The sequence below is a fragment of the Frondihabitans sp. OV104 genome (assembly GCF_057787745.1).
This window is the reverse complement of sequence record NZ_CM173541.1, coordinates 1,558,372-1,572,343: the sequence shown is the minus strand read 5'-3', so window position 1 is coordinate 1,572,343 and position 13,972 is coordinate 1,558,372. Positions and strand designations below refer to the sequence as shown.

The window sequence follows — 13,972 nt, the reverse complement described above, 5'->3', positions numbered from 1 at the left end:
TACGAAAGGCCGAAGTTGGCTTCCGAAACCCCCACCCGTCCTGTCGCTCTGATCACCGGGGCCTCGCGCGGCATCGGCAAGGTGCTCGCCCTCAAGCTGGCGAGCCGCGGCGTCGACGTCGTCGTGACCTACAAGAAGAACGCCGAGATGGCCGAGGGCACGCTCGCGGAGATCCGCGCGCTCGGTGCCGACGGCATCACGGCGCAGCTGGACGTCGAGCAGCCCGAGTCGATCGAGGCGGTCTTCGAGCTCGTCGAGACGACCTACGGCAAGCTCGACATGTTCATCGCCAGCGCGGCGGCGTCGGCCTTCAAGCCGGTCTCCGAGCTGAAGCTGCACCACCTCGACCGCAACTACGCGACGAACATCCGCTCGTTCGTCCTGGGTGCGCAGGCGGCCGAGGCCCTGATGCCGAACGGCGGCCGCATCGTGGCCATCACGAGCTACGGATCGCTCCGCGCGTTCCCGACCTACGCGTCCCTCGGCGCTGCCAAGGCCGCGGTCGAGGCGTACGTGAAGTTCATGGCGACAGAGTTCGGCCCTCGCGGCATCACGGTCAACGCCGTCAACGGCGGGCTCATCGACACCGACTCGCTCGACTACTTCTACAACTCGGTGCCCGGCATGGCGCCGATCGAGAGCGTGGTCGAGAAGATCCCGCTGCAGCGCAAGGGCACCGCCGACGATGTCGCCGACGCGGTCGACTTCCTGCTCTCCGAGAAGGCCGGCTACATCACGGGCCAGACCCTGTCGGTCGACGGCGGGCTGACCGTGATCGCCCCGCCGTTCTGGGTCGACACGACGAGTCCGCTGCGGGACGCGGTGCTGGGTGCCTCCGACGCCTCCTAGCGCGCAGACGCTCCCGCTGACCATGCGGCCGTGGCGCCTCGGACCGCTCGAGGTGCCGCACCGCGTCGTCATGGGCAGCATGCACACCGGCCTCGAGGTCCGCGACGACGGGGGAGCGGCGCTTGCGCAGTTCTACCGGGAGCGCGTCGAAGGCGGTGCGGGCCTCATCATCACCGGCGGCCTGGCCGTCGATCATGCGGGCCGCGGGGGCGACGACTACGCGATGCTCGGCGACCCGGCCGCCGACGAGCGGCTCCGCACCGCGGTGGCCGCCGTCCACGACGCCGGCGGACTCGTCGCCGCGCAGCTGTTCCACGCCGGCCGCTACGCGCTCACGCATGGCCTCCTCGACGAGTCTGGCCGCCCCCAGCAGGCCGTCGCGCCCTCGGCCGTAGCGTGGCGCGGCGCCCGCGGAGCCGTTCCGCTCGAGCTCGACGAGGCCGGCGTCCTCGCGACCATCGCCTCGTTCGGCCGTGCCGCGTCCTCCGCCGCCGCCGCCGGATTCGACGCCGTCGAGATCATGGCCTCCGAGGGCTACCTGATCAACCAGTTCTGCTCGCCGCTCACCAACCTGCGCGACGACGCGTGGGGCGGAGACTCCCAGCGCCGGCGTCGATTCGCCGTCGAGGTTCTGCGCGCCGTCCGCCAGGCGGGGATCCCCGTCAGCGTCCGCGTCTCAGGCGACGACCTGATGCCCGGCTCGTCGACTCCCGGCGACGTCGACGCCCTGGTCCGCGACCTCGTCGAGTCCGGTGCCGACGCGATCAGCATCGGCGTCGGCTGGCACGAGTCGCGCGTCCCCACCGTCCAGTCCGCCGTGCCGCACGGCGTCTGGGTGCCCTTCGCCCGGCGCATCGCCGGCGTCGTCCGCGCCTCGAGCCGCCCCGACGTAGCCGTCATCGCGAGCAACCGCCTCACCGACCTCCGCGACGCCGAAGACGTCCTCGCCGGCGGGCTCATCGACGCCGTCGCGATGGCCCGCCCGTTCCTGGCCGACCCCGACATCGTCGCCAAGAGCACGGCGGGAGACTTCGCGGCGGTCACGACCTGCATCGGCTGCAACCAGGCCTGCATCGACCGCTCCCTCTTCGGCAGGCCGGTCTCCTGCCTCGTCAACCCGCGCGCCGCCCGCGAGCTCGAGTTCCCGACCGTGCTCTCGGCAGTCCGCCGCAGCGTCGCCGTCGTCGGAGCCGGCCCCGCCGGCCTCGCCGCCGCCGTAGACCTGGCCAAGCGCGGCAATCCGGTCACCGTCTTCGAGGCCCGCGACGCGCTCGGCGGTCAGTTCGACCTCGCCGCGACCATCCCCGGCAAGGAGGACTACGCCGGCCCCGTCCAGGCCTGGCACTCCGCCCTCCTGGCCCTCGGCGCGGCTGTCCACGTCGGACGCCGCGTCACCGCCGCCGATCTTGCGGGCTTCGACCATGTCGTCGTCGCCACCGGCGTCGAGCCGCGCCGCATCGACGTGCCCGGAGTCGACCTGCCGCACGTCCTCACCTACGAGCAGGCGCTCCGCCACGGCGTGCCGGGCGGCACCGTCGCGCTCATCGGCTCCGGAGGCATCGGCGTCGACACAGCCGCCTTCCTCGTCGAGTCCGGCCGCGAGGCCGACCGCGCGGCGTCGTTCGTGGCCGACCACGGCCTACCCCGCGCAGGATCCGCGGAGTCCGACCGCCCGCAGCGCCGCCCCGCGCTCCGCCCGCACCCGCCCCGCCCCGGCGCCGACGTGACCCTCGTGTCGCGCTCCGGCAGATTCGGCAGCGGCATCGGCGTCACCTCCCGCTGGGTCGCCGTCGGCCGCCTCCGCTCCGCCGGCGTGCGCTTCGTCGACCACGTCGACTACCGCGAGATCCGCCCGGGCTTCCTCGACGTCGTCGACGACGCCGGCCGGGTCACCGCCATCCCGGCCGACACGGTGATCGTCTGCGCCGGCCAAGAATCCGTCTCGTCCCTGGCGCAGGAACTCGCGGCGGCCGCCATCGAGCACACCGTCATCGGCGGCGCCCTCGACGCCCGCGCCGTCGACGCCGTCCGGGCGACCTCCGAGGGGCTGTCCGCGTCGCGCGCCATCGCCCCCTGACGCGGGCTCCCCACCCGCCCGCCTGCCCCCCGGGGTTTCCTTTTCGGCCGCTTTCCCTGGGCGTGAATTCACGCGCGGGGAAAGTCTTCCGGAGGGGAACCGACAGGGCCGGGCGATGCGTGTGCGATCGGCGACGGTTCTCCACAGGGGCTTCGGGGGGCTGGATTCGTGTGGACAGCCGTCGGGCAGAGTCACCTCGAGGAAGAATCGACGCATGCCGCTCACTCCTGCGACTCCTGAGGCGCCGCCCGCGCCGTGGCTCGTCGATGCCGCGAACGCATTCGACGTCATGGGGCACCCGGTTCGCCGGTATCTGCTCGCTGTCCTGGCATCGGAGGAGTGCGCGTCGTTGTACCTCGCCGAGAGGGTGCAGCACATTTTCGGATTCGGGTGGCCCGCGGTCAGCAAGCACCTCAAGATCTTGCACGGAGCCGGATTCGTTCGAGTCCGCGACGCCTGGCCGCAGCGCCTCTACCGTCTGGACGACGACGCCATCGGCCGCCTCGAGGCGGCCGTGGCCGGTCTCCGCGCCGCGTGGGCGAGACGAGAGGGCGGAGGCTACACGGGAGCGTTCGAACCGGCGGAGGCGCTGTGGCCACGGCGGCGTGCGAGCCGGAGGCCGGCGGACGCAGCGGACGCGATCGACCGGATCTTGAGGGACGAGGGCATCGATCCCGACACGGGCCAGCGGATGATTGGCTGAATGGGCACCAGTCTGCAACAATGAGAGGTCGAGTCAGCGGCCACCCGACCCTCTAATCAGGTGGCACGCATGACCCCTTAGAGCTTTCGAGCCGAGTGTGCCCCCACGCTCACGGCTAGCAACTCGCCTCAAATCACTGCCACAGGAGAATTGTGTCCGTCAAGATCCGCCTCAAGCGTCTCGGTAAGATTCGCGCCCCGTACTACCGCATCGTCGTCGCCGACTCGCGCACCAAGCGCGACGGCCGCGTGATCGAAGAGATCGGCAAGTACCACCCCACCGAAGAGCCCTCGGTCATCGAGGTCGACTCGGCTCGCGCCCAGTACTGGCTCGGCGTCGGCGCTCAGCCGACCGAGCAGGTCGCCGCCCTCCTGAAGCTGACCGGCGACTGGGGTCAGTTCAAGGGCGACAAGGACGCCGTCTCGACCGTCAAGACCAAGGCCCCCAAGGAGGCCTTCGTCGCCGACGAGAAAAAGAAGCCCGTCCTCAAGCCCAAGACGGAGAAGGTCGCCGAGGCGCCCGCCGCCGAGGCTCCCGCTGCCGACGACGCCGCTGCCGACGAGTCGACCGAGGCGTAGTCAGTGCTCGCACCTGCACTCGAACACCTCGTCCGGGGGATCGTCGATCACCCGGACGAGGTGCAGGTGGTCTCGAAGACCTCGCAGCGCGGCGACGTGCTCGAGGTCCGGGTCCACCCTGAAGACCTCGGACGCGTCATCGGACGCTCCGGGCGCACCGCCAAGGCGCTGCGCACCCTTGTCACGGCGATCGCCGACGGCAAGCGTGTCCGCGTCGATGTCGTCGACACCGATTTCTGATTCGGTGTCCGACAGCTCCACTCCTGGCGACGGCCAGACGCGGCTCCGCGTCGGCCGTCTGACCAAGGCTCACGGCCTCAAAGGCGCTCTCAAGGTCGAGCTCTACACCGACGCTCCCAAGAAGCGATTCGTCCCCGGGGCCGTCTTCGCCCTGCAGGTGCCGAACGATTCACCCTGGCACGGCAAGACCCTCGAGCTCGTTGAACTCCGCTGGTACAACTCGCACCCTGTCGGCTTCTTCGTCGGCGTCGACGACCGCACCGCGGCCGAGACGCTCGTGAAGGCGATCCTCTGGGTCGAGCACGAGGGCGTCGAGGTCAGCGACGAGCCCGATGCGTGGTTCGACCACCAGCTGATCGGCCTCTCCGTCGTCCGCGACGGATCCGAGGTCGGCACCATCGCCCGCGTCGACCACCTCCCGGCCCAGGACCTCCTGGCCGTCGACACACCTTCGGGCGAGGTGCTCGTGCCGTTCGTCTCCGCGATCGTCCCGAGCGTCGATCTCGCGGCGGGCACGGTCACTGTGACGCCTCCGCTCGGCCTGTTCGAAAGCCTCGACGACGACGAGCCTGCCGATGCAGAGGTGCCCGCGACGGCAGTTCCTGCGCCCGCGGCTCGTGACCCGAAGCCTGACGAGACGTCCGAGTAGGCCCTCGGTGCGCATCGACATCGTCTCGATCTTCCCCGAGTTCTTCGGCGTGCTCGACGTCTCGCTGCTCGGTAGGGCCCGGCAGCAGAGGCTCCTCGACGTGCAGGTCCACGATCTGCGCGACCACACTCACGACCGGCATCGCACCGTCGACGACACGCCCTACGGCGGCGGTGCCGGCATGGTGATGAAGCCGGAGCCCTGGGGCGAGGCGCTCGACGCGATCCTCGACGGAACGCCCGAGGGCACCGTGGTGGTCGTGCCGTCGCCGGCGGGCACGCCGTTCACGCAGGCGCAGGCCCGCGAGCTCGCGCTCGCGCCTCGTCTCGTCTTCACGTGCGGGCGCTACGAGGGCATCGACCAGCGCGTCATCGACCACGCGGCGACCAGGCCGGGTGTGACGGTCCGCGAGGTCAGCCTCGGCGACTACGTTCTGAACGGCGGCGAGGTCGCGGCCATGGCAATGATCGAGGCCATCGGGCGACTCGTGCCGGGTGTCGTCGGCAACCCGGAGAGCCTCACGGAGGAGAGCCACGAGGGCGGCCTGCTCGAGTACCCGAGCTACACCAAGCCGGCCGTCTGGCGGGGGCACGAGGTTCCGCTGATCCTGCTCAGCGGGAATCACGGGGCTATCGCGACGTGGCGCCACGAGCAGCAGGTGGAGCGCACGCGCCGGGTGCGGCCCGACCTGCTTCCCGACGCCGAGGCGTGACCTCGGAGCGACGGATTCGCCGGTCGCCTGGCGGCGCCGCCTCCTAGCGGGCAGTCAGCACCAGGGGACCGTCGGCGGTGATGACCACGGTGTGCTCGACGTGCGCCGTGCGCGAGCCGTCGACGCTGCGGAGCGTCCAGCCGTCGGCGTCGGTGTAGATCTCGTCGGTCGACTGCATCAGCCACGGCTCGATCGCGATGACCAGGCCCGGGCGGAGCGGGAAGCCACGGCCGGCTCGACCGTCGTTGGGCACGTGCGGGTCTCCGTGCATCTCGGTCCCGACTCCGTGGCCGCCGAACTGCAGGTTGACCGAGTAACCCGCGGCGTGGGCGACCTCGCCGATCGCGGCGCTGATGTCGCCGAGCCGGCCGCCGGGCTGGGCGGCGGCGACCCCTCGGACCAGCGCCTCCTCGACCGTCGCGATGAGCGCGACATCCTCGGGTGAACCCTCACCGCCCACCACGAGGCTCACGGCGCTGTCCGAGACCCAGCCGTCGACTCTGGCGGCGAAGTCGAGGCTGAGGAGGTCGCCCGTCTGCAGGGCGTAGTCATGGGGGAGCCCGTGCAGCACGGCGTCGTTGACGGAGGTGCAGATGACCTTGCCGAACGGGCTGGCGCCGAACGACGGGTGATAGTCGACATAGCAGCTCTCCGCCCCGGCGTCCCGGATCATGCGGTGCGCGAGAGCGTCGATCTCGAGGAGATTGGCTCCGGGGACAGCTGCCGCCCGGGTGGCCTCCAGAACGGACGCGACGAACCGCCCGGCGGGCCTCATCGCTTCGATTTCTCCCGGGGTGCGTAGATCGATCATGCAGTCATTCTTCACCGTCGGTGCCTAGGCTCCACTGCATGAGGCTTCGCAGAGTGCTGTATCGCGTGTCGTGGATCGCGGCTTTCGCGTTGCCGCTGTGGGTGCTGTTCGGGCGCGGCTTCTTCGGGGCGCCCCTCGGCTTCCAGTTCTTCGCCCAGCTCCTGTTCGTGCCCGTCCTGTTCGTCGGCCAGGCCGTCGCGACGGCTCTGGTCACCCTCCGCGGCACCAATCGCCGCACCCGCTCGGTCTCCTGGAGCGATTCCGGGCTGCTCGCCGTAGCCTGGATCGGTCAGCTCGCCGCCGGTTTCTTCCTCGTCGACTCCGCGGCCGGGCGCACCGCCGCTTCGGCGTTCACCGTCTTCGCCGGCGCCGGGGCGTCGACGCTGTCGAGCGTGCTGGCGGCCGCGGCGATCATGCTCACCGTGGTCGCCCTCGCCGTCCTGATCGCCGTCAGCGTGCGTCGCTCCGTGCGCGCGCTCCGTCAGGGGTTCGTGTCGACCACCGCAGCGCTCGACCCCGACCGCACGGTGACGGTCGGCCCGCACTCCTGAGGCATCGGCGTCCCTGGGGCGGCGGCGACCTCGAGGCCACGGTGTCACCTGGCGCCAGGACCGCGGTCTGTGGCACAATAGGCGTTTGTGCCCGCGCACGACTCTGCCACAGGGGAGTCGGCCATCACGAGGCACGATCTTCCACGAAGCGTTCCCGCACGATCACCGTGCGCCGGGACCCGAAACCGCGGTCGACCTGTGGCGGCCCGAGAGAGCGAACCATCATGAGCCACATCCTCCAGAGTCTGGATGCAGCGTCGCTTCGCAGCGATGTCCCCGACTTCCGTGCCGGCGACACCGTCAAGGTCCACGTGAACATCATCGAGGGCACGCGCTCGCGCGTCCAGGTGTTCCAGGGCGTCGTCATCGGCCGCCAGGGCGACAGCGTCCGCGAGACCTTCACGGTCCGCAAGGTCAGCTTCCAGGTCGGCGTCGAGCGCACCTTCCCCGTGCACTCCCCAGTCATCGACCACATCGAGCTCGTCAGCCGCGGCGCCGTGCGCCGCGCGAAGCTCTATTACCTGCGCGAGCTGCGCGGCAAGAAGGCCAAGATCAAGGAGAAGCGCGACAACTAGTCGTTCAGCGCTTTGCCGAACTTCGAGCTCCCCGTCCAGTACATTTGGGCGGGGAGTTCGGTGATTTATGACAGATAACAGCACGTTCATGCGCAGCCTGCGGCGGGGGCTGCAGATGCAGACCGCCGACGGATCGTCGCCCGTCCGCGGGCGACGCCGTGCTCCCGACGGCGAGGGCGGCGAGACCGTCAGGCGTCCGGGCGGCATGGGCCGCTTCCTTCGCGACATCGTCATCATCTTTCTCGCGGCCCTCCTGATCTCGTTCCTGATCAAGACCTTCCTGGTCCGCTCGTTCTACATCCCGTCGGCGTCCATGGAGAACACGCTCCAGATCAACGACCGCATCATCGTCAACGAGCTCGTCCCGAACGTCGTCCCGCTGAAGCGCGGCGACATCATCGTCTTCAAAGACCCGGGCGGGTGGCTCTCGACGAGCGACCAGGTCTCGTCGACGACCGGCAACCCCGTGGTCGACGGCTTCCAGTGGTTCCTGACCCAGGTCGGCCTCGGCACGCAGGACAGCGACGACCACCTCGTCAAGCGCGTCATCGGCCTGCCCGGCGACAAGGTGGCCTGCTGCAACGACTTCGGTCAGATGACCGTCAACGGCGTGCCCCTCGACGCGCCGTACACGAAGCTCCCCGCCGGCATCTCCCGCGAGTCCGAGAAGGACTTCTCGGTGACCGTCCCCGCCGGCTCGCTCTGGGTCGAGGGCGACAACCGCTACAACTCGGCCGACAGCCGCCTTCAGACGAACACGCCGTCCAAGGGCTTCGTGCCGGAGTCCGACGTCGTCGGCCGCGCCTTCATCATCACGTGGCCCCTCAGCCGCTGGACCTGGCTCGACGACTACCCCGACGTGTTCCGCGGAACGGACTCGAGCACCAAGTGACCCCGGTCGCCGATCCGACGCTCGACTTCGAGCGCGAGCTGCACGACGACGGCGCCGTCTGGGTGCTCGGCTGCGACGAGGTGGGTCGCGGGGCCATCGCCGGTCCGGTCGCCGTCGGCATCAGCGCTGTGCGCATCACCTGCGGGCCGCACCCCGAGGGCCTGCGCGACAGCAAGATGCTCAGCGAGAAGCGCCGGGAGGCGATGGCGCCCCTCGCCGCCCAGTGGTGCGAGGCGTCGGCGGTCGGCCTGGCCGAGGCGGCCGAGGTCGACTCCGTCGGCATCATCGCCGCCCTCGGTCTGGCGGGCAGGCGGGCTCTGGCGCAGCTCCACGGGCTCGGCGTCGGGATCCTCGACTCGGTCGTCGTGCTGGACGGGAGCCACGACTACCTCACGCCGGCGCTCCTGACGCCGCCGCGCATCGTCACTCGCATCAAAGCCGACCGCGACTGCGCGTCCGTCGCCGCCGCGTCGGTGATCGCCAAGGTGCACCGCGACCGGCTCATGATCGGCTACGACGACGTCCACCCGGGCTACTCGTGGACGGCGAACAAGGGCTACGGCTCGGCGGCCCACTACGCCGGTCTCGAGGCGCACGGCCCCTCGCCGCTGCACCGCCTCTCCTGGCTGCATTGACGTAAGATAGCCGCTCGATGGACGACGACGATTTCGACGACTACGACCGCGAGGTCGAGCTTGCCCTCTACCGCGAGTACCGCGACGTCGTGTCGCAGTTCCGCTACGTGATCGAGACCGAGCGACGCTTCTACCTGGCCAACGAGGTCGACCTCGTCCGCCGCGACACCGAGCACGACTTCTACTTCGAGCTCACGATGACCGACGTCTGGGTGTGGGACGTCTACCGGTCCGACCGCTTCGTCAAATCGGTGCGCGTGCTCACCTTCAAAGACGTCAACGTCGAAGAGCTGACCACGCGCGACCTGGAGCTTCCGAAAGAGCTCGCGCTCGACGAGTAGGGCGACCACCTGCGGGGTGTTCTCCACAGGCGGGCCCTGGCCGATGGTCTGTCCACAGATGTGACCGGCGGCCGCGGGGAGTTCCTGCGATTCACGATCCTCGTACGAGGAGGTCGTGATGACAGAAGACAGAACACACAGCAGTCCCGACAGGGGCAGCAGGCTCGAACTGGGCGCTGCCGGCGAGGAGATCGCCGCCGAGTACCTGCGCGAGTGCGGCTACCGGGTGCTGGCGCGCAACTGGCGGTGCCCCGAGGGCGAGATCGACATCGTCGTCGCCGACGACGACTGGGTGGTCGTCGTCGAGGTGAAGACGCGGTCGAGCCATGCGGCTGGGCATCCGTTCGAGTCGGTGACGCCGACGAAGCTGGCGCGGCTGCGACGCCTCGCGGGGGCCTGGGCGCGCGAGAACCCGCGCGAGGGCTCGCGTCTGCGCGTGGACGCGGTGGCAGTGACGGTCGCCGCAGGAACTGCCCCGCCCACCGTCGAGCACCTCGAGAACGTCGCATGAGCGTGGCACGCACCCAGGCCATCGCCCTCCAGGGGCTCCACGGTGCGATCGTCGAGGTCGAGGCCGACATCAGCGACGGCCTGCCGGGGTTCCTGCTGATCGGGCTGCCGGACGCATCGCTCGGCGAGGCCCGCGACCGGGTCCGGGCGGCCGCTGCCAACTCGGGATGCCCGCTGCCGTCGCGCAAGCTGACCGTGAACATGTCGCCCGCGTCGCTCCGCAAGCACGGATCGTCGTTCGACCTGTCGATCGCCGTGGCAGCCCTCGCGGCCGGCGACCTCGTGGGCGCCGCGTCGATCCGGTCGGTGGTCCACATCGGCGAGCTCGGCCTCGACGGACGGCTTCGGCCGGTCGACGGCATCCTGCCGAGCGTGCTCGGCGCCGCCCGGGCCGGGGCGACGACCGTCATGGTGCCGTCCGCGAACGTCGACGAGGCGTCACTGGTGCCCGACGTCCGCGTGGTCGGGGTCGCGAGCCTCCGCGACGCCGCGATCTGGCATGGCGGCGACTTCGAGCCTGAAGCCGTCGAGGCGCTGACCCGGCCCGCGCCCGAGGCCGTCGACGAGGCCGACCTCGACCTGGCCGACGTGATCGGCAACCGGGCGGCCGTCGAGGGCATGATCGTGGCGGCATCGGGCGGCCACCACATGCTCATGGTCGGGCCGCCGGGCGCGGGCAAGACGATGCTCGCGGCACGGCTGCCGGGACTCCTGCCCGACCTCGACATCGATCAGGCCCTCGAGGTCTCGTCGGTACGATCGCTGAGCGGGCTCCCGGTGCAGGCGCTCCTGTCGCGGCGCCCGCCGTTCGAGAGCCCGCACCACTCGTGCTCGGCCGCGGCCCTCGTCGGCGGCGGGCACGCCATCATGCGGCCCGGCGCCGTGACGCGTGCTTCCGGCGGGGTGCTCTTCCTCGACGAGGCGCCGGAGTTCGCGGCCGCCGTGCTCGACGGGCTGCGCCAGCCCCTCGAGAGCGGGTCGATCGTGATCCAACGGACCCACGGCTCGGCCACGTGGCCGGCCCGGTGCCAGCTGGTGCTCGCCGCCAACCCGTGCCCGTGCGGCGAGTACGGGTCGCGCGACGTCGCCTGCTCCTGCTCGCCGTTTCAGCGACGGCGCTACCTCGGCAAGCTGTCGGGGCCGCTCATCGACCGGATCGACATCCAGCTGCGGGTGTCGCGGATCGACTCGGCGCAGTTCCGGCAGGCGACCGAGCCGCTCGGCGGGCAGATCACGACCGCCGAGGCGCGATCACGGGTGGTCGCCGCCCGCGATCGGCAGAGACGCCGGTGGGAGGGCACGCCGTGGCGGCTCAACTCCGAGGTGCCGGGCAGCCGGCTCCGGTCGGGCGACCTGCGCCTCGCGACCGCCGACACCGAGGTGCTCGACCGGGCGCTCGAGGGCGGGGCGCTGACGATGCGCGGCTACGACCGCGTGCTTCGGCTCGCATGGACGGTCGCCGACCTCGATGCCGCCGAGCGGCCGACCCGCGAGCACGTGGGAGCCGCCCTGGCCCTCCGGAGGGCATTGTGAATGCGGCGGAGGGCGCTGTGAGCGCAGCAGAGGGCACTGCAGGTTCGGCGCGGGACACCCTCGGTGCCGGCTTGCTCAGTGCAGGCACGATCAGCGGCATCCTGTCGCCGGGCGATGCGCAAGCCGCTGCCCGGGTGCTCGGTCGCGTCGACGGCTGCGCGGTCGAGCCGACCGCGGCGATATCCGGAGCGATCTGGTCGTGCCTGGCCGAACCGGGCGACGGCGTCGCGGGGCTGTTCCGCACGGTGTTCGGCGCCGAAGGAGCGCTGGCGCTCCTGACGCTCTCGGCCGATCAGATCCGGTCCCGGCTGCGTGACGCTCACGTGGCCGAGGCCGCGAGCGTCGACGTCGACGCGGCGCTGCGACGCTGGGTCGGGCGCTTGACCGAGGCGCGCGTCCGGGCCGCGATCCGAGCGGCGCGCTCGGTCGGGGCGCAGCTGCTCGTGCCGGGCGACGAGTCGTGGCCCGCCGGGTACGCCGATCTCGGCCTGCACGCGCCGGCGGCGCTCTGGGTGCGGGGTGACCCGGCGCGGCTGACCGCGGAGCCCGGGGTGGCCATCGTCGGCTCGCGGGCCTCGTCGGGCTACGGCGAGCAGGTGGCGCTGGAGCTGGGCGACGGGCTGGCCTCGCGCGGCATCGCCGTCCACTCGGGCGGCGCCTACGGGATCGACGGGAGCGCGCATCGCGCTGCCCTCGCCGCCGAGGGGTCGACCGTCGCGGTGATGGCCGGCGGGGTCGACCGCTTCTACCCGGCCGGGCACTCCGAGCTGCTGGCCCGTGTCGTCGACCGCGGAGCCGTGGTGGCGGAGGTGCCGTGCGGCACGAGTCCGTCGCGCTGGCGGTTCCTGCAGCGAAACAGGCTTCTGGCGGCAGGAACGGGCGCCACGGTCGTCGTCGAGGCCGGCGAGCGGTCGGGCGCGTTGAACACGGCGACCCACGCTCGCGGGCTGGGGCGTCCGCTCGGCGCGGTGCCGGGGCCCATCACGTCGCCGTCGTCGGCGGGGTGCCACCGTCTGCTGGGCGAGCCCGAGGTCCGGCTGATCGGGGGAGTGCACGACGTCGTCGGGCTCCTGCGCCCGGCCCTCGACACCGGCGGGGCCGACCACCTGGGCACCGGCGAGGGGCGACCGCACCCCGTCGAGGTGCGGGTGCTCGACGCGCTGAGTCCGCGACGGCCGCGCACCGAGGCCGAAGTGGCCCTGTCGGCGGGTCTCGGCGAGAGCGAGGCCCGCGCCACCCTGGCGGTCCTCGAGCTGACGGGCCGCGCCCGCGAGCGCGATCGGGGGTGGGTCGCCGTCGTGTGAGTCGACGGCGCGCCGGGACCGCCCCGGTGCGCCCGCGGCCGTGGCGCGCCGCGCCGCGCCCGGCCGCCGCCGTGCCTACCCTTGACCGTGCCCGCCACCCTCGTCCGCGACATCGACGCCTTCCTCGCCTGGCTTCGCCACGGCCGCGGGCTGAGCGAGCACACCGTCCGCGCGTACGGCTCCGACCTCGAGTCGCTCCTGGCCTTCGTCCGCGGCCGCGTCGACGGCGAGCCCGAGACGTCCGGGCTCGACCTCGACACGCTCCGCGACTGGCTGTGGCAGTCGACGCAGCAGGGGCTGGCGCGGGCGACGATCTCCCGCCGGTCGGCGTCGGCGCGCGCGTTCACGCGGCGGCTGCACGAGTCGGGTGCGACCCCGACCGATGTCGGAGTGCGGCTTCGCGCTCCCAAGGCCGAGAGCCACCTGCCGCGCGTCCTCACCCGCGAGCAGATGGACGGCATCCTGACCTCGCTGGCGACTCTCGCCGACACCGGAGACCCGGGCGCTGTGCGCGACCTCGCCGTCATCGAGCTGCTGTACGGCGCAGGGCTGCGCGTGGCCGAGCTGGTCGGCACCGACCTCGGCGACATCGACCTCGAACGGCTCACGGTGCGGGTCGTCGGCAAGGGGTCGAAGCAGCGGGTGGTCCCGTTCGGAGTGCCGGCAGCGGCGGCGCTGGGGGAGTACGTCGACCGCGCCCGGCCGAAGCTGGTGGGCGGCGGCGGCGGAGTTCCTGCGCCCTTCTTCGTCGGGAGGTCGGGTCGACGGCTCGGCACGCGGGCGGTCTACTCGCTGGTGGCCCGGCTGCTCGAGCCGCTGCCGGGGTCGGGCCCCGCGGGTCCGCACGCGCTCCGGCACACCGCCGCGACCCACCTGCTCGACGGGGGAGCCGACCTGAGGGCGGTGCAGGAACTCCTCGGCCACGCCAGCCTGGGCACCACGCAGATCTACACGCACGTCTCCACGGAGCGGCTGCGCGAGAGCTACCGGACGGCTCACCCGCGCGCCTGAC

Annotated in this window: 17 protein-coding genes; 16 read left to right on the top strand and 1 reads right to left on the bottom strand. The window is 71.7% G+C overall.

Translation table 11 applies throughout. From position 1 onward, the window contains the following. The first annotated feature begins 15 nt into the window (after window positions 1-15). The 7 genes from AC3CBB_RS07410 (at window position 16) to trmD (ending at window position 5,808) form a co-directional block, all read left to right on the top strand. Window positions 16-849, top strand: coding sequence for an SDR family oxidoreductase (locus tag AC3CBB_RS07410; RefSeq protein ID WP_488626518.1), 834 nt, complete (start codon window positions 16-18; stop codon window positions 847-849). After that, entirely contained in the window at window positions 830-2,926 is a 2,097-nt protein-coding gene (locus AC3CBB_RS07405; RefSeq protein WP_488626517.1) for an FAD-dependent oxidoreductase, read from the top strand. The genes AC3CBB_RS07410 and AC3CBB_RS07405 overlap by 20 nt, the downstream gene beginning before the upstream one ends. A 214-nt stretch (window positions 2,927-3,140) precedes the next feature. Further along, window positions 3,141-3,629 (top strand): ArsR/SmtB family transcription factor, encoded by a 489-nt coding sequence (locus AC3CBB_RS07400; RefSeq protein WP_488626516.1) that lies wholly within the window; start codon window positions 3,141-3,143, stop codon window positions 3,627-3,629. Window positions 3,630-3,781: 152 nt separating this feature from the next. Then, window positions 3,782-4,207, top strand: coding sequence for a 30S ribosomal protein S16 (gene rpsP / locus AC3CBB_RS07395; protein ID WP_123504938.1), 426 nt, complete (start codon window positions 3,782-3,784; stop codon window positions 4,205-4,207). A gap of 3 nt (window positions 4,208-4,210) precedes the next feature. After that, window positions 4,211-4,447, top strand: a complete 237-nt coding sequence (locus tag AC3CBB_RS07390) for an RNA-binding protein (protein ID WP_123504937.1) — start codon at window positions 4,211-4,213, stop codon at window positions 4,445-4,447. Then, window positions 4,425-5,096, top strand: coding sequence for a ribosome maturation factor RimM (rimM, locus tag AC3CBB_RS07385; protein WP_123505190.1), 672 nt, complete (start codon window positions 4,425-4,427; stop codon window positions 5,094-5,096). The genes AC3CBB_RS07390 and rimM overlap by 23 nt, the downstream gene beginning before the upstream one ends. Before the next feature lie 7 nt (window positions 5,097-5,103). Further along, a complete protein-coding gene (gene trmD, locus AC3CBB_RS07380; protein WP_123504936.1) occupies window positions 5,104-5,808 on the top strand; it encodes a tRNA (guanosine(37)-N1)-methyltransferase TrmD in 705 nt (234 codons plus the stop codon). A gap of 43 nt (window positions 5,809-5,851) precedes the next feature. Here trmD and map read toward each other — a convergent pair whose 3' ends face one another. After that, a complete protein-coding gene (gene map / locus AC3CBB_RS07375) occupies window positions 5,852-6,619 on the bottom strand; it encodes a type I methionyl aminopeptidase (protein ID WP_488626515.1) in 768 nt (255 codons plus the stop codon). Window positions 6,620-6,657: 38 nt separating this feature from the next. Between map and AC3CBB_RS07370 the strand changes: the two genes are divergently transcribed. The 9 genes from AC3CBB_RS07370 to AC3CBB_RS07330 all read left to right on the top strand — a co-directional run bounded on the left by AC3CBB_RS07370 (window position 6,658) and on the right by AC3CBB_RS07330 (window position 13,971). Beyond that, complete coding sequence (locus AC3CBB_RS07370; RefSeq protein ID WP_488626514.1) at window positions 6,658-7,170, top strand: hypothetical protein; 513 nt, start codon at window positions 6,658-6,660, stop codon at window positions 7,168-7,170. A 224-nt stretch (window positions 7,171-7,394) separates the two neighbouring features. Then, window positions 7,395-7,745 (top strand): 50S ribosomal protein L19, encoded by a 351-nt coding sequence (gene rplS, locus AC3CBB_RS07365; protein ID WP_123504933.1) that lies wholly within the window; start codon window positions 7,395-7,397, stop codon window positions 7,743-7,745. Between the two features lie 67 nt (window positions 7,746-7,812). Continuing rightward, a complete protein-coding gene (lepB, locus tag AC3CBB_RS07360; protein WP_488626513.1) occupies window positions 7,813-8,637 on the top strand; it encodes a signal peptidase I in 825 nt (274 codons plus the stop codon). Further along, window positions 8,634-9,272, top strand: a complete 639-nt coding sequence (gene rnhB, locus AC3CBB_RS07355) for a ribonuclease HII (RefSeq protein WP_123504932.1) — start codon at window positions 8,634-8,636, stop codon at window positions 9,270-9,272. Before lepB ends, rnhB begins: the two co-directional genes overlap by 4 nt. Window positions 9,273-9,289: 17 nt before the next feature. Continuing rightward, entirely contained in the window at window positions 9,290-9,613 is a 324-nt protein-coding gene (locus AC3CBB_RS07350; protein WP_123504931.1) for a DUF2469 family protein, read from the top strand. 118 nt (window positions 9,614-9,731) lie between these two features. Further along, window positions 9,732-10,124: a YraN family protein gene (locus AC3CBB_RS07345; protein WP_488626512.1), complete on the top strand. Its 393-nt coding sequence runs from the start codon at window positions 9,732-9,734 to the stop codon at window positions 10,122-10,124. After that, window positions 10,121-11,656, top strand: coding sequence for a YifB family Mg chelatase-like AAA ATPase (locus AC3CBB_RS07340; RefSeq protein WP_488626511.1), 1,536 nt, complete (start codon window positions 10,121-10,123; stop codon window positions 11,654-11,656). The genes AC3CBB_RS07345 and AC3CBB_RS07340 overlap by 4 nt, the downstream gene beginning before the upstream one ends. A 17-nt stretch (window positions 11,657-11,673) precedes the next feature. After that, on the top strand, window positions 11,674-12,960 hold the full coding sequence (gene dprA, locus AC3CBB_RS07335; protein WP_488626510.1) for a DNA-processing protein DprA: 1,287 nt from the start codon (window positions 11,674-11,676) through the stop codon (window positions 12,958-12,960). Between the two features lie 87 nt (window positions 12,961-13,047). Continuing rightward, window positions 13,048-13,971 carry a tyrosine recombinase XerC gene (locus AC3CBB_RS07330; RefSeq protein WP_233579804.1) on the top strand — a complete coding sequence of 308 codons (924 nt, stop codon included), beginning with the start codon at window positions 13,048-13,050 and terminating at the stop codon, window positions 13,969-13,971. Window position 13,972: the final 1 nt, after the last annotated feature.

What these genes read in the sequence shown, in the direction of transcription:
- rplS (WP_123504933.1), top strand. Translation starts at nt 7,395, where the DNA reads ATGAGCCACATCCTCCAGAGTCTGGATGCAGCGTCGCTTCGCAGCGAT.
- AC3CBB_RS07340 (WP_488626511.1), top strand. Translation starts at nt 10,121, where the DNA reads ATGAGCGTGGCACGCACCCAGGCCATCGCCCTCCAGGGGCTCCACGGT.
- lepB (WP_488626513.1), top strand. Translation starts at nt 7,813, where the DNA reads ATGACAGATAACAGCACGTTCATGCGCAGCCTGCGGCGGGGGCTGCAG.
- AC3CBB_RS07350 (WP_123504931.1), top strand. Translation starts at nt 9,290, where the DNA reads ATGGACGACGACGATTTCGACGACTACGACCGCGAGGTCGAGCTTGCC.
- AC3CBB_RS07370 (WP_488626514.1), top strand. Translation starts at nt 6,658, where the DNA reads ATGAGGCTTCGCAGAGTGCTGTATCGCGTGTCGTGGATCGCGGCTTTC.
- AC3CBB_RS07400 (WP_488626516.1), top strand. Translation starts at nt 3,141, where the DNA reads ATGCCGCTCACTCCTGCGACTCCTGAGGCGCCGCCCGCGCCGTGGCTC.
- AC3CBB_RS07345 (WP_488626512.1), top strand. Translation starts at nt 9,732, where the DNA reads ATGACAGAAGACAGAACACACAGCAGTCCCGACAGGGGCAGCAGGCTC.
- rimM (WP_123505190.1), top strand. Translation starts at nt 4,425, where the DNA reads ATGTCGTCGACACCGATTTCTGATTCGGTGTCCGACAGCTCCACTCCT.
- map (WP_488626515.1), bottom strand. Translation starts at nt 6,619, where the DNA reads ATGATCGATCTACGCACCCCGGGAGAAATCGAAGCGATGAGGCCCGCC.